The sequence below is a fragment of the Kitasatospora sp. NPDC087315 genome, from assembly GCF_044744345.1.
In the GTDB taxonomy this organism is placed as follows: Bacteria; Actinomycetota; Actinomycetes; order Streptomycetales; family Streptomycetaceae; genus Kitasatospora.
The window spans coordinates 1-23,956 of record NZ_JBIUYD010000010.1 but is presented as its reverse complement, the minus strand read 5'-3'; the positions used below and the strand labels follow the sequence as shown (position 1 = coordinate 23,956).

Here is a 23,956-nt window from a genome sequence, read left to right as displayed (position 1 = left end):
TTCCTGTCTCGCTACCGATGCACTACGGCCCCGGCTGCCGTACGCCAGCAACCGGGGCCTTGCTCGTCGTGCCTGATCCGTCCTCAGGAACCCAGGCTCTGCTCGCCGTCCTCGCCGAAGTCCAGATCGGCCGCACGCTGGGCCACCTGGCGCTTGCGCTCGTGCAGGCTCGGGACGGGCCCGGCCTCACGTCGACGGGCCTCTCGCTCCCGCTCCTCCAGCTCCAGGCCGAGATCCGGGTTCAGGTCGCGCTGCGCCTCACGGGCCGGGACCGGGGGAGCGGACGGCGCCTTCTGCTCTTCGGCCCTGTGCAGTGGTGCGGCCACACGCTTCCGGTAGAGGTTCTCCGTGGTGCCCTCGGTGCTCGCACGCTCGGTCTGGTACTGCTCCCGTTCGGCGGCGATCTCCGCCTCGATCTGCCGCAGGCGAGCGCTCATGCCGTCGACAACCGGCGCTGCCTCGGGCACGGGCGCCCCGACGATCTGCTCGACGTCGGTGTCCAGGCCCAGCTCGGCTTCGGTGAACAGGGAGTTGATCGCGTCCGAGCGCGCCTTCAGTCCGCGCGCATCGACCACAGCCTCAGTCCGCGGGACGCCGTTCTTGGAGTGGTCGGCGAAGTAGCCAGCGAGGTCGTAGCCGCTGGACTCGAGATCGATCTCCAGGCCCCCGATGCCGTGGATCTGGGTGAAGACCACGGGCGTACCGTCTTCGGTCTGTGCCCCCGACGGAGCGAGCACGAGCATGTCCGCCGTGGCCGGCAGCTCCCACTCGATTCCAGTGACCTGCTCGGGCACGGCGAAGCCGCTTGTGAAGTAGCCCTTGCTGGCGAGCACGACCAACTGCTGGTCATCGAACTCGTAGAAAGCATCGACCTTCTCGCCCTGGCCGGGGGAGTAGGTCACCTGGGAGATGCCGAACGGCAGCGCCGTGGCCGGGGTGACCGAGCGGAGCTCGCCCGTCATGTGCAGATACGGTCGGTAGTTCTCCTCCTTGCTCCGGTGCTTGAGGTCGAGCGATTCGACCATGACGCCGAGCTCGGCGGTCACCCCCTCCAGCCGGTACGTCTCCACTCCCCGTTCACGCAGGACACGGTGGGCCCATACGTCGTTCATGGTCAGTCCTGCGGTGCGCATCACTTGCTCCTCTTGCGGTTGGTCTTGCTCTGGTTGGTGGTCCTCGTCGTGGACTTCGGTGTGACGTCGACCCCGGCCGCCTCGCCCCGGGCGTTCCGGATCTTCGCGATCATCCGGGTTGCCCAGCGCCACATGCCGCGCATCACGACGATCTCGCCCGCGGCGAGCAGTGCGGACAGGAAGAGGAGCGGCATCAGCCACATGGCGACGGTTCCGTCCGCACTGAGCGCGCCCCGGGATGCTCCCGACTGCTGGTGCAGCCATGCGCCCAGCAGCGGGATGATGACCACGGCCGTGACGAACGCCAGCACGTAGTCGGCGAGAAGGACGATGGCCCGGAAGAACCCCGCCCACACCACGACGGAGAACCCGCCGGCCTCCTTCTTCGGGGCCAGACGCCGCCATCCGGTGCGCGGCTTCGAGTCCTTCTGCTCCTTCACGGCCTTCGCCGTGGCCTCCTTCGCCGTCGCGGCCGTGCTCGTCGGGGCGGTCGTCTCGGTCTTCTCCAGGGTCTGGGTCGACATGTTCGTGTCCTCACGTCTCGTCGGGGTCTTCTGGGGTGCGTGCTGAAGCGGCGGGCGCTCCGCTCACCCGGTCGGTTTGGGGGAGGGCCGTTCCTCGCTGGCGGCAGCGAGGGCATCGCGGGTCTTGCCGGAGGCCCGATAGGCGTCCAGCGACGTCACCGTGCCGTCGCTGAGCAGGCCGGAGACGAGCGTGAGCACCGAGAGCGCGAGGAGCGCCCCGCTGCCGCCGAGCAGGATCTTCCCGGCGTGCTGGCGCAGCCTGTCCTTGATCTCCTCGTTCACGGTGCCTTCACCCCCTGTTTCAGGGCCTCGCCCGGGGCCGTCGTGCCGGTCTGGATACTCACGAATGCCTTGCGGACCAGGCCGTAATCGGCGCGGGCCCAGGCCAGCACCGCCGGTTTCTCGCCTGCACCCGTCCTGGTCTCCATCGCCAGCCAGGTCACCGTGACGGTGCCGTCGTCATTGACCAGGTAGGGCACCTGGGCGATCCACTCAAAGCCGGAGTTGAAGCTCATCGGGATCCCGACACCAGCCGCCACGTCCTTGTCACTGGCGAGCAGATACCACGGCCTCAGGTCCGCCTGGTGCACCGAGGGGGCGAAGTAGGGCATGAGGTTGCGCAGAGTCCGATGAGACGTCGCCGTGTCGAGCTCTCCCACATCGGTTGCAACGCTGGGAGTCAGGTAGCGGTAGTCGTTCTGCAGCTCCGCGACCTGACCAGCCGCAGTCAGGGCCGCGGTCAGACCACGCTCGGCGTCGTCGGCCTTCGGTAGCGCCGCCGTCTTCGCCTCGGTGATCCTGATCTGCTCCTGCAGTGAGGAGATCTCCGGCGCAGCCGTATCGCTCACCGCGCCCTGACCGCCGGAGAACCCCGCGGAGAATGCGAAGCACAGCAGCGCGCCCACACCCATGCTCACGCCGACTACGAGCGTGCGCTTGCACAGTCCGCCTGCGGGCTCCGTCTGCTCAGGAGTGTCCGCGCCCTCCCACGGGGACGCGGAAGTCGCGACGAAGCGCGTCTTGCGTACCACGCCCTCACCCGACTCACCGGTCTGTGTCGATGCCATTGATCCCCAACTCGCCGTACCACTCAGATATCAATACAACTCTATCAATAAGGCGAGTTGAAAGGGAGTCTGGATCATTTGGAATGGCGGGTCTCGCCACTCGCTGGGGTGCCGGAGAGATTCGAGACCTTGCCCTGGGCGTCGACCGTGACGAAGAGCAGCGCGCGCCGGTGCGCCGTGACGCTGGCTTTGCTCGCCTTGTTCTGGGACGCCGCGTCGGAGGTGACCTCGACGTCGGCCAGCACGGCGTAGGTGTAGAAGCCCGCCTTGACGTCGACGACCTCGATGCCCGGATCCGCGCCGAGGGCCGAGTTCAGGCCTACCGTGTCGATGTAGTAGTAACGCCGCCCCTGGGCGTCCTTGTTGAACCTCGACGGAGGCATGAACGACTTCAGGAACGTCTCGTTCTCGGTGAGACCGAACCGGCTCTTCAGGTTCTCGCGCGCCGCTTCGTAGCCCTGTCCCGAGTCCCACGTGAAGGTCGTCGAGAGAAGCGACGTGATGCGCTCACCGTCGGTGCTCAGTCGGTTCCGGCTGACACCCAGGGCCGCCATGACGTCCGCGTTCACCTGCTCGGCGTTCTTCTTCTGGATGCCTGCCAGGTGACCCTCGACATCGTTGATCTGGGCTTCCTGCTCGGCCAGGGCCGCGCGCTGGCTGCTCCAGGTCACGCCGGCAACCGTCGCGACGACCGCGAGGGTCGCCGCCGTCACCAGGGCCGCGAGGTTGCGTCGGAGGGATCCCCGCCGCGTGGGCGCTGCCGGCTGCTCCGTCACCGCTTCCCGTCCTTCTTCTGTGGGCCCGTGTCGCCCAGTTCAGGGACTCCGGACCCGGCCGCCACCTTGATCACCTGGTGTTCGTACTGAGCCCCAGTGGCGGTCACCACGAGCGCCAAGCGGTCGAAGGCCCCGGTCGTCCCGTTGTGCACGTAGCGCGCGCTCGCCCAGGCGAGCACCTCGCCGCTCTCCGTGTCCCGGCACAGCCAGACGACCTTTGCCTGGTTTGTCGCGACCGAGCCGTCCTTCGCGCTCAGATCGGGCATCACCGTCTCGACCTTCCACGCGTACGTGCTCGGGGCGGCTGCGTTCTGGCCGTCGTAGCGGATGTACCAGGCGTGGCGCGGGTCGATCTCGGTGGTCGCATCGAACGGCGTCAGCGACGAGGTGCTGTACGCCTCCTCGTCACTGACCAGGAAGGAGCTCTTGCTGAACAGCGGGGCCATGTCCCTGCGGTGCTTGATGATCTCCAGCGTGGCCTGGTTCGGAACCCCGTTGTTCGGGCTGGGCTGGACGCCGGCCTGGTGGTACAGCGTGGCGAAGGTCTGCTCCCCGGACGCGACCTTTTTCGCGTCGGCGGCTGCCGCCTCGGTGAGCTTGGACAGCTGAGCGCCGTCGTCCGTCGTCACGGGCGTGGACTGGGCATCGTCCAGATGCCCCTTGAGCTGGACGAGCTGGACCTCGTTGTCCGCCGTGCTCGCCTTGAAACTCTCGCCGGCCACGCCCGTGGCGACGACCAGGGCAAGGATCCCGACCCCCATCGCCGCGGTCACACTGCGTCGGATCAGACGCGCGTTGTCCTCCCGGCTGGGTACCTGGCCCCGTTCTCGTTGGCGCTTCGCCCAGCCCGCGAAGTGCTCTTCGAGTTCAGCTCCGGTGACCTTCTTGCGCGTCTTCGGTGCCGCGGGCTTCTCCTCGGGCATCGATCCGGTCTCCTGGTCGGGTCCCGGGCTATCGGACTCGTCATGGGCTGTCGTCACCGAACGCACTCCTCACTCCATGTTGCCCTCATAGGCGACTCAAGTCTATACAGAAAGGCATTAACGGCCGAGTCTGAACCCATTCAATGGGAGTGTCGAAAAGTAGAGTCGGCACGCATGGCCTGCGCCGGACATGGAGAAGCCGGTGCCCAGGTCGCCCTGCACCGGCTTCTCACCCCCAGGTCAGATGCAGCGCATCAGACCGTCTTGATCCCCCCGGAGGGGAGCATGGAATCCGACATGTCCACGAACTTCCAGCCCTCGGCCGCCATCCGCGCCGCACTGTCGACACGAACCCGACCCATGAAGGCGCAGTAGCCGGCCTCGCCGAGGATGACCTTGTCGCCCTGGACGCCGAGCACCACGAGAGTGTGGCCGGCGGGGCCTGAGCCCGGGCCGGAGCCCACCGAGTACGCCGTCGGGGTCGAGGACATCTGCTTGCCGGCCTCCCTGGCAATCGTGTATGCCGTCTCCTTGCCGTCGCCGACCGGGTAGGTCTGGAACGTCGTGTACTTGTTCACGAAGTACGTCGAGAAGCTCACGCAGTTCATCGCGTGGTTGTCGCCGCAGGAGCCAGGGCCTCCGCCCGGACCGTACCGATCGTCGAGGAACTTGTCGCCCTCCTTGTTGAAAAGGTCGACGAGGTCCTGGGCCTCCTCCTGTGTCATCCCGCCGTTCTTCAGCAAGACGGAACTGCCGCCCTGGGAGGTGCAGTTGCCCAGGATCGTGTTGATTCCGTCCTCGATGATCCCACCGACGATGTTCTCGACGCCGCCCACGATCGAGCTGTCGACCGACCAGCCGCTCATCTTGCCGAACCACATCTCGGCCTTGCCGCCTCGTGCGGTGAGCCCGGCCGCGCCGTCGGCAGAGCGCTCCCAGTTCTCGTGGAAGTGCAGCGCCGCCGCACGCGGCGAGCCCTGCGACCTCTTGAGCATGTCCTTGAGGACCCTGGCATCGCCCGGGTTGTCACCATCGACCATGAAGGCCACCTGAGCCTTGATCGTGAACCAGTCGACGCCCTTGCTCTTCGCGTACTGGCGCAGCAATGTGTTACGGCCGCCCGTCCACTGTCCGAGACCGATGCCGTTGTCCGTGTTCTGTGCGGCGCTGGCCTTCGCAGCGGTCATGGCGTACGTTCCCGTGGGGAAGTTCTGCACACTCGTCGGGTCGATCCCGGACTCCTGTGACCAGTTGCCGAGGATGCCCGCGATGTTCTCCTTCGGCATCCCCCAGCTGCTGAGCACCGAGTAGATCTCCTTGGCGTTCTTCTCCACGTCCGCCGGTACGGTAGCCCCGGAGCCGTTGCCGACGCTGCCTGCGTTGACGGCGCACGCTGCCCCGTTCGCGTTGATGCTGCCCTCGGTCTGCGCCGTCGAGTTGAGGACGCCCGTGAGGACCGTGCCCAGCAGGGCCACGGTGGCCGTCACCGCAGCTATGCCCGTCATCGCGGCGGCGACAGGGGCCACCGTGGCCGTCACCGTGACACCCAAGACCGCGCCGGCCGTGTTGGCTATGAAGCTGCCGATCGCCATGAACGGTGCAGCGATCGCGTGGCCGACCGCCTTGAGGATGTTGACGAAGAGCGTCCACAGCAGCTTCCCGGCGTTGATAGCCATCGCCATGGCCGCGAAGAACATGGCCTTCAGCCAGTTCAGGAAGGCCATGGCCATGACCACGCCCATGGCTGGCGGGGCGGTGGCCGCGCCACCGCCGACGGCGACGCCCTTGGCCGCCTTCGTGCCCAGGCCCTCGTCGTCCTTCGGCGCGCCGCGCTCGTAGCCCGTGCCGCCAGCACCCAGTTCACGCTGGTCGGCAGGCTTGGCGTCCGGGCCGCCGCCGGTGACCTTGGACACGCCCTTGACCGCGTCCTGGGCCCCCTCGACTCCGACGTTCTTCGCTGCACCAATGGCAGCTCCCGGAAGCCCGCCGGCCTGTGCGCCTGCCACGGCACCGGAGACGGCAGTCCCCGCGTAGCGCCCGGCGTTACGGCGGGTCGCGCTGCTGCCGTCTCCCTCGATCGCCTTCTGGGCCGCGCCTCCGGCCATGTTCCCGGCGACGCCGTTCATGCCCTGCTTGATCTTCGACCCGGCATTCGCGGCGCCAGCCGCCTTGCCTGCGGTCGCTGCACCATCTGTGGTGTCTGCGGTGCTTGCCGCGTCCGGCATCTTCGGCGCAGTGTTCGCCGCGCCAGAAGGACCGGAAGAATCAGCTCCCGGCCCCGGGAACTGCTTGGGCACGCAGGCCTTGCCTTCGGGTGGGCCCTCGGTGCCCTCCTCAGGGCCGAGGCTCTTGGTCCCACGACCCTGCCGGGGCATCCCCTGACTCACCGACGTGCTCGGCTGGTCCTTCGCCGTCCCTTTCTTGAGACTCCGATTCGGCTTGTCGGTGGCCATGTTGTCTTCCTTTCCTGCTTAATGCCAGGTGGTGGGCTGCGTAACTTCCTCGCCGCACTCAATAGAGCGTGGTGAGGAAGTCCTTGTCGTCGCGAATGGTGCTGTTGGATTGCACATCCCTCAAGCTCACGTCCAGTCGGAGCAGGTCGAGCGAGAGGTCCGACTCGTACTGGGACTTGTTCCTGGAGTAGTTCTGATACGCCTGTGAAAGGTTGTTCATGATGTTCATGAGCGGGCGCATCGTCACGTCAGAGGACTGGTAGTCCCTGGTGAGGCTGGTGCCGTCCGAGAGAATCCACTGCATGTCCGAGGTCTGACGGCTGGTCGGATCCGAGCCCCCGTCACGCTTCTTGGTGAAGAACTGGGCGTAGCTCTGTCCGGTCGGCACCAGGGCGTGGAGGTAGCCGTCGTAGACGTTGCCTGGACGCCAGTTGAGGTCGAAGCCGCCCGGGGCGACGTGCTCGGTCTGCAGTGCCAGCGTCGAGACGCCGTCCTTCGCTTCGGCTGCGGAGACGCCCGTGATCTTGTCGGTGGCGATCGAGACCGGGACGGTCGGCGGGCGCAGGAACAGGCCGTCGAGCTTCGTCGTCTGCAGGTCGGACGTGTAGGACTGAATCTGCGTCAGATTCGTGCGCATCTCGACGAGCTTCTGGTCCAGGGCATCCCTGGCTTCGGCCTCCTTCGCCTTGAGCGCGACCTCGTAGTAGGCCTGCGCAGGGTCGAAGGCCAGGGCGTCGAGCGCCGCGATCTTCTGGGCGCCGGACGCGCCGGGATTGAAGAAGACCCGCCACTGGTCGTACTTGGAGAAGGTCTCGTCGCTAGCCAGCTTGCCGCTGCTCTGCGGCTGCTTCGCTCCGGGAGTGGTGAGTTCGGCGTTCCCACGGACCGTCAGGTTCAGCACCTGGCGGTCGAAGGGCCGGTCGGCGTTCAGGAGGACCCCGACGTAGCCGGTCGAGCCGAAGACGTAGAAGGATCCCTTGATCCCGCTGGTGCTGACCGGCTCGCTGTTCAGCGAGGTGTCCGACCCGAGCAGGAACGCCTTGTAGTCCGCGGCGTTGTACGAGATCTGAGCGGTCGGGCTGAAGTGCATCATCACGAGCGCCTTGTTGCCGCTCTTGTTGGTGTAGACCCCGTCGACGCTGCCGTCGAGATTCGTCTTAGACGTCTTGAAGTCGCTGGTGTACAGCGCCGTCTGCGATAGCGAGTCACGCTCCGCCTGGTACGCCAAGGCACCCGATGCGCTGATCACGATCGCACCCGTGACCGCGAAGATGCCGAAGAACACCCCAAAGCGCTCGATCGCGTGGTGCGAGTCGAGCTTGAACTTCCTGTTGAAGGCCAGTGCCTTGTCCTTGATCCCCATGTTCTGCTCTCCTTCGTGCCTGCGCTGTGCTGCGGTCCCGGAAATGCCGAACCGGGCCGGAGGAGGCCTTGCACCTCAACCGACCCGGTCCGCTCGACGCCTCTATCCCCGGTCTTGTGCACGGTCTGTGACGGCCTCCTACTTGGAAGGGCCACTCAGGAACCCGCTGACCTGATCGGCGGTCTGGACGATCACCGTGCCGCCGCCGAGGTCCGTGATGGTCTGCTGGCCGCCGGAGCCGATCGTCGAGATCAGCGACCATCCGCCGGTACCCAGGGCTCCGCAGACGAGGATGAGGAGCGCGATCGTGCCCCAGCCCTGCTGGCTGCCCGCGGACTGCGGGTTGGCCATCAGCTTCTTGATCAGAAGCACACCGCCCCATATCAAGCCGGCGGCGCCGAGCAGCATGAGCAGAAGACCGCCCCAGAGCTGGATCTGGGACTTGGCGTTCTGCAGGAAGCTCGTCAGGTCCCAGGCTGCGCTCGGCAGGGAGGCCTGTGTGAGGACGGCTGCCTCGTAGATCTTCGTCATAGTTCTTTCCTCTCGCCTTTCGAATCATTCAGTGACATGGCAGTGAGTCACAAGGCGACAAGCGCAGCTCGCCCACCCGGGCGGGTTCCGATAGAGCTTGAGTGACTGGTTGCATGCCGCCGACCCGCCTGTCGGCTCATGTATGTGAACGTCCGTGATGGCTAATGTACCCCATTCGAACTGCGGATAGCAGAGGTTCGTGAAAGGCTATCGACAAGCAGTTGAAAGGTGCTCGGAAGCTAGGTGAATCGACGCCGCAACGCGCGACCGCAGGTCGTGGTGGACTCCTGTGGAATCCGCAGTGCGAGATGTGTAATGTGCTGCCCCAGCACTGCTGCGACGCTGGCCTGCTCAATTTCGAGGCGGGCCACCCCCATACGCCCCGTCAATCGCGATCTTGACCAGGAAGTGCCATACCGCCATGAACCCACTGCCCGGGGACCTTTTCGCCCGCCGACTCCGTCAAGAACGCGAACGCCTCGGCATCAGCCAGGCGGAGCTGGCGCGCCGTATGTCCGCACTGCTCGGCACGAACCTTGACGCCACCGCCATCACGCGCATCGAGCAGCAGACCCGCGCGGTGAGACTAGATGAGGCGGTCACCGCCGCCAAGGCTCTCGGGGTTCCTCTGATCACACTGGTCAGCGATAGCTACGCCCGGGAGAACGAGGCTGAGATCCAGAACCAGCTCGCCGAGCTCGCCCTCGCCGAGCAGGAATGGGAGAGGCTGCGCCAGAAGATCCACCGGATCACCCGGACCATCCAGCAGCTCTCCGCCGAGCGGGAGGGCTTCCGCTCTCACGCGCTGGACGTCAACCCTGAAACCGCCGGCGACTACGAACTCGACCCTGAGACCCAGGCCGTTCTCGACGCCCGGATGCGTGATGCCCGCAACAACCTGGCTGGATAGGTCCCAGGCCCAGGCTCATGACGCTGTTCCGGGCGGCTTGGTCGAACTCCCGGTCGTAGACATTCACCGTCTCGGGCTTCCGCCTCCGGTCGGCTCTGGTCGAACTCTCTGCCGCAGGCCCGGCATCGGTCCGCGACCGCGGTGGCCGTCGACGTAGTCTCCGGACGGATTGAACTCGGCGGCCGAGAACTCTTGAACGGCCGCCACCGGCCGACGCAATGGGTCTGGGCACGACGCGTGATGCCGCAGCCACGGCAGAACGGTGGGTTCCACGCTGCTCCTCCTACGGGCGAGCCAGGGGGCATTCCATCCGTACGGCAGGTTGCCCACCTTGCCCCGCCGAGATCGCCCCGTAAACCGTTTGGGCTCAGCTCGGTGGTAACCGAAGAGCCACCAACGACGTCGAAGCCGCCCCTGTCGGCGTACCCGACAGGTCGATCGCTGCCGCGCCTCCCGACCCCTGGCAGTGGCACCCGCTGAACAGGGTCGACCCCGCCCGGCCCCAGGTAGCCCTCGGGCAGATCACCGCACACCTGCGCGCGGCAGCCGGTATGCCCGCCCGGGCCCCCATTGACCGTGGGGCTCGCCCCAGCCCAGAGGACGCCGACCGGCGCGAGGCCGAGCTGGGCCGGCTCGTAGGGGAGGAGCAGATGCTGCGGGAGAAGGACACAGTGATAACCGACCTGTGCCAGCAGGTGCAGAAGCTATGCAAACAGCTTTGTTCGGAGCGGGAGAGCGCCGGGCCCGAGCCCGGTGACGGTGTACGCCGATCCCGAGCGGCAGTTCCGTGTTCCTCGAGCAGTACAGCTAGGCTCGTAGGCATGGGAATCGACTGGGAGAACATGCTAGGCGCAAGCGGCAACGGCCTCAACGATGCCTACGACAGCGCGGTCTCCGCTGTCATCTACAGGGAGGACCAGGGGGGCAGTCGTCGGCTACTCCCGGTCGGCGAAGAGCACGACGACACAGACGGCCTGCGCTGACCTGAGCGCACACACGAAAACGCCCCGGTGAGCCGGGGAGTTTTCGTGCTTCAGGGGCCAGCCAGGAGGCGGCCGAGCTCAGCCTTACACTCCTCGCGGACCTCCGGCCAGTTGGCGAAGAGCTTCGCCGCCAACACGTCGAGGTCTTCCTCAACAAACAGGCCGGATCCGCCCCGCCGGCGCCGAACATCGCTGTCGCATGTCTGTAAGCACTTCTGGTGGCCCCAGTGCGGGGGTTCACGTGAACGCTTTGCCGTGGACGGGGGGGGGTCACGCCTGACCCCCCCCGTGCCGCCTGTGTCACCATGGGTGCTCGCGTCGTCGCTTTTGGGATGGCCCGGGGGTCAGAAGTGCCGAATGATCGCTTAGCTGCCTTGATGGCGGAGGCGGGGGCCTCGAACAAGGGCCTGGCCAAACGCATGCGGGATCTCGCCGCGCAGCGCGGCATCGCCCTGGGCACCACGCATGTCGCCGTGCAGCGGTGGCGTGGCGGCGCGGGGATCCGGCAGCCCGCCGCGGCCCGGATCCAGTTCCGCAGCGTCTCGGTGTTCACCCCGAGACCACCAGCGACGGACTTGAACGTCGCTCCCGGCCTCGACCGGTAGAACGCGACCGCGTCCACCTTGAACTCGGCGGGGTAGTGCTTCATCCCCACGGAGACTCCGTTCTCCTGGACCCTCAAGATCCAAGTGTCTCCGGTGTCCAAATTCCGGGGTCAGAGCCCGTCGCCAGCCGGCCGATCAGCTGGTCATCCAGCACGACCGGATCCAGGCCGGCGGGCTCTGCTTCCTCAACGGCCTCGGCCGAGACGGTCACGTCTGTCATCAGGTGTCACTTCCTGTTCGAAGATCCACCATTGACCATACGGACCCACCTCCGGCGGTCCGATGTTCCGCTCGAACAGCCCGGCCGCCTGCATCCGTACCGTCTCACGGCGCTGACGCCCCGCAGGAGTTGGCCTGCCCCCATCCGCATACCTCATACACCACGGGAAACAGACAACACTCCGAGCCCATCAGGAACTTCAAGAAGAATCACCCTAACGAGCCGAAGTCAATAACTCCTCGTCGCCCAGCGACGGTGCATCGCTGCAGGCGGCGTGTTCGTCTGATCAGGGGGCGACGGGCGTCTTCACAGTCGCGCGGCGAGGACTGCGTCGGCGCGGTATCGGCCGCCCCGTACGTGGGTCGCCGGCCGAGCGCGTGGCATGGATCGCGGCGCGCTGCTCGCGGTTGGTGATGATCCGGCCGCCGCGGCCGGTCCGGCCGCAGAGCGTGGAATGGTTGCGGAGGAAGCGGCGCAGCCACGAGACGGAGCACTTCAAGACATAGGCGGTCTCCTGGACCGTCATGTACTCCTGCGCGGGGTCCTCGGGGGCAGTGGGCACCCCGTAGAGCTCGTAGGCTTTGGTGGCCATCGTCATGTCCTTTCAGGCTGGTGTGCTTCGTCCGGATGCGGCGCGAGGCGGTCGTCGGCGGTGCCGAGGGCTGCGCGGAGGGTGATGTGTGGCGGGGCTCATGTATCTACGAGTGCCGTTTTCGAGGTGACGGAGGCGGCTATCCCCGCCTGTGGTGCCAGCTGTGTACGCGTTCCGTGCGGCTCGCGTCCCCGTCAACCCCGCAGGTCAACGGTTGGTGTACCCCAGCAATCTAACCTTAGTCAGCCTCGATTGTATAGATCTAGATAGCCTTCTAGTGGGCTATCTGGTGGGCTGTATGGTGTAGTCGAATGGATCTGGATGGCCTTGTCTGGGGTCTTTCGATCATGAGTCGGCCTGTCTCGCGGATGGGCCTAGCTGGCGACGGCTGGCCCTGTGAGGATGTCAGTATGGGAACTCGCGATCTCGCCCGACTTGCGTCACGTGTCAAGGCGCACCGACTGGAGCTCTACCCCTCGCGCTTCGCGGTCGTCGAGGCGGCAGGTATCTCCAAGGGCATGTGGCGACGAGTTGAGGAGGGGGTAGATGTTCGCGAGGTGGCCTATGCAAAGGTCGACCGGACGCTCGGGTGGGCTACGGGGGCTGTGTTGAGGGGACTGAAGGCGCCGAGCCAGTCCTTGTTGGCTCCGCCGGCGGCGAGTCGGCATCGACTGGGGTCGGGCTAAGTGTGTATGCCGTCCGCGGAGCTGTGTTCAACGCTGCGAGAAAGGCGATGCCGAACGTATCGATCGGGGAGCTTGACGCTTTTAGTGAGCAGTTCGTGGAGGCGCTGCGGAGGTCGGGCGATATGGTGGAATGAAAAGGATTCGCTTCAATCCCCGTACAACCTTTGCGCCTTACCACGGCTCAAGTAGCAAGTAACAAGTAACAGGAGAGACGGTGTGCGTCCTGCCGTCCGGGGTTGCCGAAGATCACGTGGTCCGAAAGCGCGTGAGGCAGTTCATGGAAGCCCAGGGCCGTGATTGCCTGTCATGTCGTGGATGCCCGACCGGGCGTTCACGGTAGGACGGGTGGCGGAAGGGATCAGCGGATGGAGTGTCCGCCGGCACCCGCGCGCCGATCATCGAAGTGGGAGATGACAGGTGCCGTACACGGAAGTCCGCGGGAACAGCATCCGCGTGAAGTGGTGGACCGGGCAGTACAAGCTGGACGACGACGGCAAGCCGACGACCACGAAGCTGTACGGGTCCGCGTCCAAGAATCTGGACGGTATGCCGTTCGCGGATGAGGATGAGGCGTTCACCTTTGGCCTCGACCGGGAGTCCGACGTGCGGAACCGTCGGGGCCAGAGGGTCGCCGCCCCGATCAACATGGCGGACTACTGCGACCTCTGGTTCAAAGGGGTCAGTCTGCGCAGCAATTCTATGTTGTCGTACAAGTCCCGGCTGTCGGCTGTGATTCGCCCCTATTGGGCGCAGAGCACGGTGGACGAGATCACGCCCATCCAGTACGACGCGTTCAGGAAATTCGTGCAGGCCAAATACTCGCACAACTACGCGAAGGGGGTCCTGAATACATTCAAGATGATCATGGACGATGCGGTAGTGAAGTACAAATACCGCGAGGAGTCGCCCATCGTGGAGCAGAAGCGGCGAGGCCTGTACAAGAAGAAGCAGGTGCGCCGAGTCAAGCGGCAGCTGTCCACCCGATCCGTGCACCAGGCGGCCCAGAACGCCTACTACGTCTGGGGATTCGCTGGGTGGACCTATATCTGGACCATCGCCTTCACCGGACTGCGGCCGCCGGGTGAGATGTTCGGACTGCAGCGCGGCTACGCCTCGCCGTACTGGCCCGCCTCCGAGCCGGACGCCGAGCTGCGCGTGGAAGCCCTCCAGCGGTACGAGTCCCTCCACGCTCTCCGGGTGCAGTACCAGACCTATCGGGCCGACAAGAGAGCAGTGCTGGCTACGCCGAAGTACGACAGCTGGAGGACGATCGTCATCCCGCCGTTCCTGCACGAGATGCACCAGGCCCTCCTGGCGTCGCACGACCAGCCGTGGATGTTCCTGTCGATGCAGGGCAAGCCGCTGTTAAGCACGAACTTCGATAACACCTACTGGTTCCCAATCCGGGACGGCGCCGAGGAGCGCGCGTCCCGGCCTCGGTACGAGCGGTGGGCCCGGCCAGCGCTGCCGGCCGTCGAGGAGATGGCTGGAGAGGCCATCTATCGGCTGCGGCACTGGCACAAGGCGAAGCTGGACGAGCCAGGCGACATCCCACGGGTGGCAGTCGAGGAGCGGATGGGCCATGAGCTGCCGGGAGTGGAGGGCACCTACAGCGAGGTAACACTCGTGATGGAGGAGCGGATAGTTGGGTATCTCCAGAGAGTGTGGGAGAAGGAAGTGGTGGGGGCCGCGCTGTGGACGCCGACTTTTCCCATGCCTCTCCCAGACAGCCCCGCGAATCCTGCTCCGTCGCTGTTCAGCGGCCTTCCCATCCTGGAGTACGAGTGATCGTCTGGGTTAATGGCACGTTCGGGGCGGGCAAGACGAGTGCCTGCCGCGAGTTGGTGGAACTGCTGCCCGGCAGCACGCTGTTCGATCCCGAGCTGGTGGGGGCCGGCCTGCGCGGGATGCTGCCAGCGGACCGGCTGGCGGCGGTCTCCGACTTCCAGGACCTGCCGGCCTGGCGCCGGCTCGTCCCCGAGACGGCGGCCGCACTGCTCGGCGAGGTGCCGGGCCCGCTGGTCGTCCCGATGACCCTGCTCAGGGAGGACTACCGGGACGAGATCTTCGGCGGACTCGCCTCCCACGGCATCGCGGTGCACCATCTCGTCCTGGACCCTGGAGAAACGATCCTGCGCGAGCGCATAGCCCAGCGCGAGGAGTGCCCCGGCGACCCGGAGCGCAGCGCGCTGGTCCGGCGCTGGTGTCTGGAGCACCTGCCCCGCTACCGCGCCGCCCGGCGCTGGCTCGGCCGGGACGCCCGGCTGCTCGACACCGGCGGCCTCACCCCGCGCGAGACCGCCGTCCGGCTCGCCGCCCTCGTCCAGGACGGTTCGGCCCGCTGCCCCATCGCCCAGACCCCCGACGCGACCGGCGACACCGTGGCCGCCGCCGTGCTGTTCTTCGACGAGCAGGACCGGGTCCTGCTCGTCGACCCGGTGTACAAGCCGGACTGGGAGTTCCCCGGCGGGGTGGTCGAACGCGGTGAGGCGCCGACCGACGCCGCCCTCCGGGAGACCGCCGAGGAGCTGGGCCTGCGCCTCGACCCGTCCGTGCTGCGCCTGCTCGCCGTGGACTGGGAGCCGCGCACCGGCCCCCGCCGCGGCGGCCTGCGCCTCGTGTACGACGGCGGCCTGCTGGACGCCACCGCCCGTCAGGGGCTGCTGCTCCAGCAGGAGGAACTGCGCGGCTGGCGCTTCGTCAGCCTGGAGGAGGCCGCCGGCCTGCTGCCCCCGGGCCGGTACCGGCGGCTCGCCGCCGCGCTGGACGCCCGCCGCTGCGGCGAACTGCGCTATCTGGAGGCCGGACGGCGGGCCGGGCTCGGCCTGGCCCGGGCGGCCGACGCGGCGTAAGGGGTGTCCCCGGCAGGTCGCGCCGGGCGGGCGCGTCGTCGGACACACCCCGGCGGAGCCGGCGGCGGGAGGATGAGGGCATGCCGTTCACCCTGAGCCACCCGGCGGCCGTCCTGCCCCTGCTGCGCGTGGCGGGGGAGCGCGGGCCGCTGGTGGCGTCGGCGCTGGTCGCCGGGTCGATGGCGCCCGACGTGCCGTTCTTCGCGGAGTCGCTGTTCCCCGGGGTCTACGGTCGGGGCCGGCTGACGCACCGCTGGTGGGCGGTGCCGACGGTGGACGTGGCGATCGCGGGAACGGTGAACGGCCCCGGCCGGAGCGGGAGTCCGCGTAGCGGCGACCGGCCGGGGGCGGGAGGGGTCAGACCGACCGCAGTTCGGCGTAGCGGCGGAGGAAGAGCGCCTCGGTCAGGGCCATCCGCTCCAGCTCCCGCGGATCGACGCTCTCGTTGACGGCGTGGATCTGGGTGGTCGGCTCCTCGACGCCGATGAGCACGATCTCGGCCTGCGGGTACAGCGAGCGCAGGGTGTTGCAGAGCGGGATCGACCCGCCCTCGCCGGAGGCGACCATCGGGGTGCCGAACGCCTCCGCCATCGCCTCGCCCATCGCCTCGTACGCCGGGCCGGTGGTGTCCGCGCTGAACGGGGCGCCGTTGCCCTGCCGTTCGATCCGGATCCGGGCGCCGAACGGGACCTGCGCCTCCAGATGGGCGACCAGCGCGTCCTGGGCGGCGGCGGTGTCGGTGCCCGGCGGCACCCGCAGGCTGACCAGGGCCTTGGCGGCGGCCTGGACGGAGGAGGTGGCCCCGATCACCGGCGGGGCGTCGATGCCGAGGACGGTGACGGCCGGGCGGGCCCAGAGCCGGTCGGCGACGGTACCGGTGCCGGTTAGCGCGACGCCGTCCAGCACCTTGGCGTCGGCGCGGAACTGCTCGTCGGGGTACTGCACGCCGGACCAGGTCTGGTCCCGGGTCAGGCCGGCCACCGCGACGTCGCCGTGCTCGTCGTGCAGCGAGGCCAGCACCTTGACCAGGGCCTGGAGGGCGTCCGGGGCGGCACCGCCGAAGGCACCGGAGTGCAGGTTGCCGCCCAGTGTGGTGATCGCGACCTCGACGACCGTCATACCGCGCAGCGAGGCGGTGACGGTGGGCAGGCCGGCGGCGAAGTTGCCGGTGTCGCCGATGACGATGACGTCGGCGGTGAGCAGCTCGGGGTGCGCCTCGGCGTACCGCTCCAGGCCGCCGGTGCCCTGTTCCTCCGAGCCCTCGACGATGATCTTCAGCCCGACCGGGTAGCCGTCGCCGTACACCTGGCGCAGCGCCCGGAGCGCCGTCAGGTGCATCAGGATGTTGCCCTTGCAGTCGGCCGCGCCGCGCCCGTACCAGCGGCCGTCGCGCTCGGTCAGTTCGAAGGCGGGGCTGAGCCAGGCGTCCTCGTCGAGCGGCGGCTGCACGTCGTAGTGCGAGTACAGCAGGACGGTCGGCGCGCCCTCGGGGCCGGGCAGTTCGGCGTAGACGGACTGGGTGCCGTCGGGGGTGTCCAGCAGCCGCACGTTCGTCAGGCCCTCGGCGGTGAAGGCGTCGGCGACCCAGCGGGCGGCCCGCTCGCACTCCTCGACGGGGAACTGCCGCGGGTCGGCGACCGAGCGGAAGGCGACCAGTTCGGCGAGGTCGGTGCGGGCACGGTCCATCAGGGACCGGACGGCGTCGGCCAGGGGCTGCTGTGGCATCGGGGTGCTCCGAGGGTGGCTGGTCCGTCCGAGGGGTGGTCCGGGCGGACGGCGACGGCTGGGGGTACCGCCGATCATAGGCGGAGTCGAACGGACGCCCGGGAGGATCCTCCGGGGTTCGGGGCGGCGCGGCGACCGGCGGTCGGGGGGACGCATAGGATTGCTCGACGTGACTGACTCCGGAAGCTCCGATTCCCGTAGCCCGCTCGACGCCGAGGCGTCCGGACAGCCGTCCGAGGCACTGCCGTCCGAGCCGCGTCAACCCGAGCGGCAGCCGGCCGCTCAGCCGGCCGAACAGGCGGCCGTGGAGACGCCCGAGACGCCGCGGCCCGGGTCCGGCGGCCCGCTCGACGGCGTCTGGGACGTCGTCGTGGTCGGCGCCGGACCGGCCGGAGCGTCGGCCGCGCACGCCGCCGCCGCCCAGGGCCGCCGCGTCCTGCTGCTCGACAAGGCCGAGCACCCCCGTTACAAGACCTGCGGCGGCGGCATCATCGGCCCCTCCCGCGACAGCCTGCCGCCGGACTTCCGGCTGCCGCTGCAGGACCGCGTGCACGCCGTCACCTTCGCGTACGACGGCCGGTTCACCCGGACGCGGCGCTCCAGGCGGATGCTGTTCGGGCTGGTCAACCGGGACGAGTTCGACCTGCGCCTGGTGCAGGCGGCGAAGCAGGCGGGCGCGGTGCTGGTCACCGGAGTGACCGTCACCGGCGTGGAGCAGCGCGGCGGCGAGCACCGGACGGCCGTCGTCACCGCCGCCGACGGGCGCACCTTCGAGGCGCGCGCGGTGGTCGGGGCGGACGGCAGCGCCAGCCGGATCGGCCGGCACGTCGGGGTCTCCTTCGACCAGATCGACCTGGGCCTGGAGGCGGAGATCCCCGTCCCGCCGCAGGTCGCGGAGGACTGGGCGGGCCGGATCCACCTCGACTGGGGCCCGCTGCCCGGCAGTTACGGCTGGGTGTTCCCCAAGACCGGGACGAGCAGCCTGACCGTCGGGGTCATCTCGGCCCGCGGCGACGGCGAGCGCACCAAGCAGTACCTGGCCGACTACATCCGGCGGCTGGGCCTGTCCGGCTTCCCGCCGAGCGTGGAGTCCGGGCACCTGACGCGCTGCCGGGCCGAGGACTCGCCGCTCTCCCGCGGCCGGGTGCTGGTGGCCGGGGACGCCGCCGGGCTGCTGGAGCCGTGGACCCGTGAGGGCATCTCGTACGCGCTGCGCTCGGGCCGGCTGGCCGGCGAGTGGGCGGTGAAGGTCGCCGAGGCGGGCAACGCCGGGGAGGTGCGGCGCGAGGGGCTGAACTACGCCTTCGCCATCAAGGCCGGGCTGGGCGTGGAGATGCGGGCCGGCAAGCAGATGCTGGCCGCGTTCGAGCGCCGCCCGTACCTGTTCCACGCCGCCGTCTGCCTGGTCAGCCCGGCCTGGCGGGCCTTCGCCCGTACGACCCAGGGGCACACCACCTTCGCCCAGGTGCTGCGTCAGTACCGCGTGGCCCGGCGGCTGACCTCGCTGGCCTCCCGGTAGCGGGCCCACCGGGTACGAGGCACCGGGGTGCCGCCGGGGCGGGCGCTGGTCGCGCCCGCCCCGGCGGCTCCGGTCACTTGAGCCCGGTGTCCAGCGCCGTGATGAGGGCGCCGTTCGGGGTGTCGCCGGACATCTCCCAGATCATGCTGCCGAGCAGGTTCTTCGACTTCAGGTAGGCCGTCTTCTGGGCGATCGACCAGGTGTCGTCGAAGGTCCACCACTGGCCGCCGGGGCCGGTGTAGCCGTAGGTCGAGATGGACTGCGGGTCGTGGTAGACGGTGAGGTTGGGGAAGGTGGTGATGAGGTTGTTGTACCCGCGGGTGCCGGCCTCCTCGGCGAACTGTCCGGGCGCCGCGCCGGTCGCGGTCTGCCACTCGCCCGCCGCGCCGCCGTCCGCCACGCCCTGCCAGCCGCGGCCGTAGAACGGGAAGCCGATGGTGAGCTTGCGCGGGTTGACCCCGGCGCCCAGGTAGGCCTGGACGGCCGCGTCCACGCTGAAGTGGAAGTTGTACGGGTCCTGGGTGTCCGCGTAGAGGTTGGCCTGGTGGCCGGTGCGGTTCGGCTCCCACGAGTTGTCGCTGCCGGCGCCGTGGAAGTCGTAGCCCTGGACGTTGGCGATGTCAAGGTAGTTGAAGATCTTCGAGAGGTCCCAGCCCTGGTTGATCTTGACCGGGTCGGCCGGGGTGAAGGCGGTCAGCAGCTTGTGCGAGCCGCCGAGCGCGTCGAGCTGCTTGCGGAACTCGGCGAGCAGCAGGGTGAGGTTGTCCTTGTCGTTGGCGCTGTAGTGGTTGCCGGGGTGGCCGTCGCCGGAGCCGGGCCACTCCCAGTCGAGGTCGATGCCGTCGAAGATCCCGGCCGCCACGCCGTCACCGCCGGCGCCGTTGTAGACCGGCAGGTTGCCCTTGATCCAGGTGTCGATGCAGGACTTGACGAGCTTCTGCCGGGAGGCGTCGGTGGCGGCCGCGTCCGAGAAGTACTTGGAGTACGTCCAGCCGCCGAGCGAGACGACCACCTTCAGGTTGGGGTACTTGGCCTTGAGCTTCTTCAACTGGTTGAGGTTGCCGCGGAGTTTGCCCCAGCCGTCGTCGGCCACGCCGTCCACCGACTGGGCGGCGCTCATCGGGCGGGCGTAGTCGGCGTCGGCGTCGCCCGCGCCGGTGCCCTGGTCCGGGTCCTGCGGGTTGGAGGTGGTACCCCTGGTGACGCCGGCCAGGCAGGTCAGATTGACCGGATCGATGTTCTCGAAGGCGTAGTTGATGACGTCGAGCTTGGCCGCGCTGCCCGAGGTGTCGAGGTTCTTGACGAAGTACTGGCGGCCGTAGATGCCCCACTGGGTGAAGTAGCCGACCCGGGCGTACTTTCCGGCCCCGACCAGGTCGGCGGTGGTGACGGAGAGCGGCGCCGAGGCGGGCGAGGCGTTGTCGGCGCCGTCGCGGGCCTTGACGGTGAAGGTGTAGGCGGTGGACGGGGAGAGGCCGCCCACATTGGCGGTCAGCGTGGACCCGGTGACGGTCTTGACCAGGGTGGCGCCCTGGTAGACGTCGTACGCGGCCACCCGCACGTTGTCGGTGGCGGCGTTCCAGGCGAGCGTCACGTCGGACGAACCCACCGCCGTGGTGCGGAGGTTGGTGGGCGCGGTGGGCGGCACCGGGTCGGTGGCCGGGTCGAAGGTGGAGGCCGTGACGGACGCGCTCAGCGGGCCGGTGTTGCCCCGGGTGTCCTTGGCGCGCACGGTCAGGGTGTACGAGGTGGCCGGGGTGAGCCCGGTGACCAGCGCGTCGGTGGTGGTGCTGGTGCCCACCACCGTGCTCCCGTTGAGCACCTCGTAGGACACGACCGGGAAGTCCCCGCCGGTGGCGGCCGGCCAGTGCAGCGCGAGGCTGTGGGCGGTGGAGTCGGTCACCGTCGGGGTGCCGGGCGCGGACGGCAGGACGTCCGAACTCCCGTCGCACTTGTCGCCGTTGATGCGGCAGCCGGTCGGCGTGCCGAGCGGGCCGTTGGCGACGAACCAGAAGCTGTACGGCTCGGTGGTGCCGTGCGCGGGGACGTTCGCGTTGTAGAAGGCGTTGGTGGCGGTGACGTGGCTGCCGTTGGCCGTCGCGGTGCCGTTGTAGCTGTTGGCGATGGTGGCGCCGGCCGGCAGGTCGAACTCCAGGGTCCAGCCGGAGACGGCGGCGGTGTTGTCGTTGTGGACGACGTAAGTGCCCTGCCACCAGGAGCCGTTGTTGACGGTGGTGAAGGTGGCGGTGAGCTTTCCGGCGGCGTTCGCAGGGGTGGCCAGCACGGTGAGCGCGGCCAGCGGGAGGAGCAGGGCGGAGAGCAGCGTCAGCAGTCTGCTGCGCGCTCGCGGGCGGTGTGCCCGGGGTCGAGCGGACATGGTTCTCCCTGTGGCTGTGGGGGTTGGACAGGGTGACGTAGAACCGTACGGGTGGTGCGTGGCCGATCGGTGCCCGCGCCGTGGGGAGACGGGGGCATGGGCACTGTAGGAGGACTGGACCAATGCGTCAACAGGTCTGTACCAATGGCGAGTTGATTAACCGGATCGGGGGTTTGGGCCGAGGGCTTGGGTCGGCGGTCCGGCAGGATCCGTGCGGCGCACCTCAGGCGCGCCGGGGGCCGCCGGTCAGCTCGTCGCCGAGCGGGCTGCGGGAGTAGAGCACCGAACGGCCGTGCCGGGCCCTGGTCACCAGGCCGGTGTCGGACAGCACGGCCAGGTGCTGGCTGACGGCGCCCGGGGTGACGCCCAGCCGGTAGGCGAGGTCGGTGGTCGAGGCCGGTTCGGCGAGCAGGGTCAGCAGCCGGGCCTTCGGCGCGCCGAGCAGCAGCTCCAGCGCGCGCGGGGTGACGGGGGCGGTCGGCCCGGCCATGCCGGCCTGGCCGCGGGCCGGGTAACTGATCTGCGGCGGAAGGTCGTTGTCGATCATCGTGATCGCACCGCGGGCGAAGAAGGTCGGGACGAGGACCAGCCCGCGACCGTCCACCGTGATCTCGCCGTCCCAGTCCGTCCAGCGGCGGTTGATCGACAGCACACCGTCCTCCCAGCGCAGCCGGTGGTCCAGGTCGGCGAAGAGCGCCGCCGCGCCGTGCTGGGCCAGCAGCCGCGCCCGGTACACCAGGTCCGCCTCGAGCACCGCACGCGCCTGCGGCCACCAGGAGGGCGCCAGGCAGACCTCCCAGTACTCCTCCAGCCCGTCCGCGATCCGGGCCAGCAGCCGCGCCGGATCGGCCAGCCCGGCCGACAGGACGGCGGGCAGCGGTCGGCCGTGCGGCAGGAAGACCTGCTCCAGCTCGGGGCGCAGCCGCTCGGGCGGCAACGCGCGGACGACGGCCAGTTCGGTGCGGAAGTCCGGGGCGGGGGAGGCCGGTCGGGGCGTCAGGAAGTCGGGGATCCAGCGGTTCGCGCCCACCAGCGAGAGCAGCAGCGTCGAGTCCAGCCGGGCGAAGGCGGGGCGCAGCCGCTCGAAGGCGGACGACTGGAGCGCGTAGAAGCCCGGGTGGGTCCACATCCGCAGGCTGAGCGCGGCCTCCTGGATCGGCGAGCAGGCGAACCAGGTGGTGGCGAGGTCGGACAGCCCGAGCCTGAACCGGTGCACCTGTCCGCCCCCCGTCGTCGCCGTCCTTTTAGCCAGAGCCTAAATCAGTACTGTGCGGGAGCGGGAGGCGGTGGGATCGAGGACATGACCACCTCACCGGCGGAGACCTCCGCACGCGGCTCCGACCTGCCCGAAACCGGACCGGCCAGGACATCACGACTGCTGCACCCCGATCCGGCGGTGCGCAGGCTCGCCGGTATCACCCTCGTGAACACCCTCGGCAACGGCCTCTCGCTCGCCGTCGGCGTGCTCTTCTTCACCCGCGTCCTCGGGCTGAGCGCCGCCCGGCTCGGCTTCGGGCTCACCGTCGCCGGTCTGTGCGGGGTCGCCGCCAGCATGCCGGCCGGGCGGGCCGCGGACCGCTGGGGCGCGCGGCGGGTGCTGGTGCTGCTGGTCGCGCTGGAGGCCGTCGGCACCGCCGGGTACGCGCTGGTGCACAGCTATCCGGCCTTCGTCGCGCTGGCCTGTGCGGTCACCGCCGTCGACCGGGGGTCCGCCGCGGTGCGCAACGCCCTCTACGCCGAAGTGCTGCCCGCCGACCGCCGGGTGGCGGGCCGGGCCTACCTCAGGGTGGTGACCAACGCGGGCCTGTGCGGCGGTACGGCGCTCGGCGCGATCGCTCTCCAGGCGGATACCCGGCCGGTCTATCTGACGGCGATTCTGGCCGACGCCGTCTCCTTCGCGGTCGTCGCCGTGCTGTACCTGCGGCTCCCGGCCCCCGCCCCGGGACGGCACGAGCGGCCCGGCCGGCCCGGGCGGCAGCGCAACCCGGCCCTGCGGGACGGGCCGTTCCTGGTGGTGACGGCGCTGAACTCGCTGTTCTGCCTCCAGTTCGCGCTGCTGGAGGTCGGCGTGCCGCTCTGGATCGTCCAGCAGACCGACGCGCCCCGGATCACCGTGGCGGGCACCCTGATCGTCAACACCCTGCTGGTGATCGCCCTCCAGGTCCGGGCCACCCGGGGCACCGAGGACCCGGCGACGGCCGCCCGGGTCTGCGGCCGGGCGGGTCTGATCCTCGCCGCCTCCTGCGTGGTGATCGGCCTCGCCCACGGACTGCCCCCGGTCGTCGCGGCCGTGGTGGTGCTCGTCGGGGTGGCGCTGCAGGCGCTCGGCGAGGTGCTGAGCCAGGCCGGTGGCTGGGCGCTCAGTTACGACCTGGCCGACGAACGCGCCCACGGCGCCTACCAGGGAGTCCACAACGCGGGCAGCGCCGCCTCGCTGATGATCGGCCCGGCCGTGGTCAGCACCGCCGTGATCGGGTTCGGCCTGCTCGGCTGGGCCGCGCTCGGTGTGCTGCTGGCCGGCGCGGGACTGGCCATGGGCCCCGCCGTCCGGTGGGCCGGGCGGCGGGGCGCGATCGCGGTCTAGACCGTACGGGCCCGGCGCGGGCCGGGCGACCCTAGGCGCAATGCCGGTGACTTAATTCGTGTCTCGCTTGGTGATCGTGACGGTGGCTGGTTGGGGTGGTGGCCAGTTGCGGTGTTGGGCGCGTTTGAGGGGC

21 protein-coding genes and 1 pseudogene are annotated in these 23,956 nt (G+C 69.0%); 7 read left to right on the top strand and 15 right to left on the bottom strand.

The features are described 5' to 3' along the window. Positions 1-83: 83 nt before the first annotated feature. From ACIO5D_RS15890 to ACIO5D_RS15850, 9 genes are all read right to left on the bottom strand, one after another. Positions 84-1,133 (bottom strand): hypothetical protein, encoded by a 1,050-nt coding sequence (locus ACIO5D_RS15890; protein ID WP_400760410.1) that lies wholly within the window; start codon positions 1,131-1,133, stop codon positions 84-86. Next, positions 1,133-1,657: a hypothetical protein gene (locus ACIO5D_RS15885; RefSeq protein WP_400760413.1), complete on the bottom strand. Its 525-nt coding sequence runs from the start codon at positions 1,655-1,657 to the stop codon at positions 1,133-1,135. The genes ACIO5D_RS15890 and ACIO5D_RS15885 overlap by 1 nt, the downstream gene beginning before the upstream one ends. Positions 1,658-1,720: 63 nt before the next feature. After that, entirely contained in the window at positions 1,721-1,939 is a 219-nt protein-coding gene (locus ACIO5D_RS15880; protein WP_400760416.1) for a hypothetical protein, read from the bottom strand. Beyond that, positions 1,936-2,724: a hypothetical protein gene (locus tag ACIO5D_RS15875; RefSeq protein ID WP_400760418.1), complete on the bottom strand. Its 789-nt coding sequence runs from the start codon at positions 2,722-2,724 to the stop codon at positions 1,936-1,938. The genes ACIO5D_RS15880 and ACIO5D_RS15875 overlap by 4 nt, the downstream gene beginning before the upstream one ends. A 74-nt stretch (positions 2,725-2,798) precedes the next feature. Beyond that, positions 2,799-3,500, bottom strand: a complete 702-nt coding sequence (locus ACIO5D_RS15870) for a hypothetical protein (protein ID WP_400760420.1) — start codon at positions 3,498-3,500, stop codon at positions 2,799-2,801. Further along, a complete protein-coding gene (locus tag ACIO5D_RS15865; RefSeq protein ID WP_400760422.1) occupies positions 3,497-4,423 on the bottom strand; it encodes a hypothetical protein in 927 nt (308 codons plus the stop codon). Before ACIO5D_RS15865 ends, ACIO5D_RS15870 begins: the two co-directional genes overlap by 4 nt. 254 nt (positions 4,424-4,677) lie before the next feature. After that, positions 4,678-6,876, bottom strand: coding sequence for a phage tail tip lysozyme (locus tag ACIO5D_RS15860; RefSeq protein WP_400760424.1), 2,199 nt, complete (start codon positions 6,874-6,876; stop codon positions 4,678-4,680). Between the two features lie 58 nt (positions 6,877-6,934). Beyond that, positions 6,935-8,239: a hypothetical protein gene (locus tag ACIO5D_RS15855; protein WP_400760425.1), complete on the bottom strand. Its 1,305-nt coding sequence runs from the start codon at positions 8,237-8,239 to the stop codon at positions 6,935-6,937. A gap of 138 nt (positions 8,240-8,377) precedes the next feature. Further along, entirely contained in the window at positions 8,378-8,770 is a 393-nt protein-coding gene (locus ACIO5D_RS15850) for a hypothetical protein (RefSeq protein WP_400760428.1), read from the bottom strand. Between the two features lie 421 nt (positions 8,771-9,191). Between ACIO5D_RS15850 and ACIO5D_RS15845 the strand changes: the two genes are divergently transcribed. Then, positions 9,192-9,680, top strand: a complete 489-nt coding sequence (locus tag ACIO5D_RS15845; protein ID WP_400760430.1) for a helix-turn-helix domain-containing protein — start codon at positions 9,192-9,194, stop codon at positions 9,678-9,680. Positions 9,681-10,501: 821 nt separating this feature from the next. Next, positions 10,502-10,663 carry a hypothetical protein gene (locus tag ACIO5D_RS15840; protein ID WP_400760432.1) on the top strand — a complete coding sequence of 54 codons (162 nt, stop codon included), beginning with the start codon at positions 10,502-10,504 and terminating at the stop codon, positions 10,661-10,663. A 517-nt stretch (positions 10,664-11,180) separates the two neighbouring features. On the opposite strand, the pseudogene ACIO5D_RS15835 reads toward ACIO5D_RS15840, so the two are convergent. The 3 genes and pseudogenes from ACIO5D_RS15835 to ACIO5D_RS15825 form a co-directional block, all read right to left on the bottom strand. Continuing rightward, positions 11,181-11,318: pseudogene (locus ACIO5D_RS15835) on the bottom strand (transposase); the annotation flags it as partial. Between the two features lie 23 nt (positions 11,319-11,341). Beyond that, positions 11,342-11,488 carry a hypothetical protein gene (locus ACIO5D_RS15830; protein WP_400760434.1) on the bottom strand — a complete coding sequence of 49 codons (147 nt, stop codon included), beginning with the start codon at positions 11,486-11,488 and terminating at the stop codon, positions 11,342-11,344. A 286-nt stretch (positions 11,489-11,774) separates the two neighbouring features. Then, a complete protein-coding gene (locus tag ACIO5D_RS15825) occupies positions 11,775-12,080 on the bottom strand; it encodes a DNA-binding protein (protein WP_400760436.1) in 306 nt (101 codons plus the stop codon). 1,103 nt (positions 12,081-13,183) lie between these two features. On the opposite strand from ACIO5D_RS15825, the gene ACIO5D_RS15820 reads away from it, so the two are divergent. From ACIO5D_RS15820 to ACIO5D_RS15810, 3 genes are all read left to right on the top strand, one after another. Continuing rightward, complete coding sequence (locus ACIO5D_RS15820) at positions 13,184-14,554, top strand: integrase (RefSeq protein WP_400760438.1); 1,371 nt, start codon at positions 13,184-13,186, stop codon at positions 14,552-14,554. Next, positions 14,551-15,618, top strand: a complete 1,068-nt coding sequence (locus ACIO5D_RS15815) for an NUDIX domain-containing protein (RefSeq protein ID WP_363610543.1) — start codon at positions 14,551-14,553, stop codon at positions 15,616-15,618. Before ACIO5D_RS15820 ends, ACIO5D_RS15815 begins: the two co-directional genes overlap by 4 nt. Before the next feature lie 80 nt (positions 15,619-15,698). After that, entirely contained in the window at positions 15,699-16,067 is a 369-nt protein-coding gene (locus tag ACIO5D_RS15810) for a DUF4184 family protein (RefSeq protein ID WP_400760442.1), read from the top strand. Here the strand turns inward: ACIO5D_RS15810 and ACIO5D_RS15805 are convergent. Further along, a complete protein-coding gene (locus ACIO5D_RS15805) occupies positions 15,976-17,343 on the bottom strand; it encodes a dipeptidase (RefSeq protein WP_400795556.1) in 1,368 nt (455 codons plus the stop codon). The two genes, ACIO5D_RS15810 and ACIO5D_RS15805, sit on opposite strands and share 92 nt — an antisense overlap. Positions 17,344-17,647: 304 nt before the next feature. Here ACIO5D_RS15805 and ACIO5D_RS15800 point away from each other — a divergent pair, with 304 nt between their 5' ends. Next, positions 17,648-18,862 (top strand): geranylgeranyl reductase family protein, encoded by a 1,215-nt coding sequence (locus ACIO5D_RS15800; RefSeq protein ID WP_363610659.1) that lies wholly within the window; start codon positions 17,648-17,650, stop codon positions 18,860-18,862. Between the two features lie 73 nt (positions 18,863-18,935). Here ACIO5D_RS15800 and ACIO5D_RS15795 read toward each other — a convergent pair whose 3' ends face one another. Together ACIO5D_RS15795 and ACIO5D_RS15790 are read right to left on the bottom strand one after the other, a co-directional pair. Beyond that, positions 18,936-21,239, bottom strand: coding sequence for a glycosyl hydrolase family 18 protein (locus tag ACIO5D_RS15795; RefSeq protein ID WP_400795553.1), 2,304 nt, complete (start codon positions 21,237-21,239; stop codon positions 18,936-18,938). A 223-nt stretch (positions 21,240-21,462) separates the two neighbouring features. Further along, the gene (locus ACIO5D_RS15790; RefSeq protein ID WP_363610551.1) at positions 21,463-22,455 is read right to left on the bottom strand and encodes a helix-turn-helix domain-containing protein; all 993 of its coding nucleotides are present in this window, start codon (positions 22,453-22,455) and stop codon (positions 21,463-21,465) included. 84 nt (positions 22,456-22,539) lie between these two features. Here ACIO5D_RS15790 and ACIO5D_RS15785 point away from each other — a divergent pair, with 84 nt between their 5' ends. Continuing rightward, positions 22,540-23,823, top strand: a complete 1,284-nt coding sequence (locus ACIO5D_RS15785) for an MFS transporter (protein ID WP_400658893.1) — start codon at positions 22,540-22,542, stop codon at positions 23,821-23,823. The last annotated feature ends 133 nt before the right edge of the window (positions 23,824-23,956 follow it).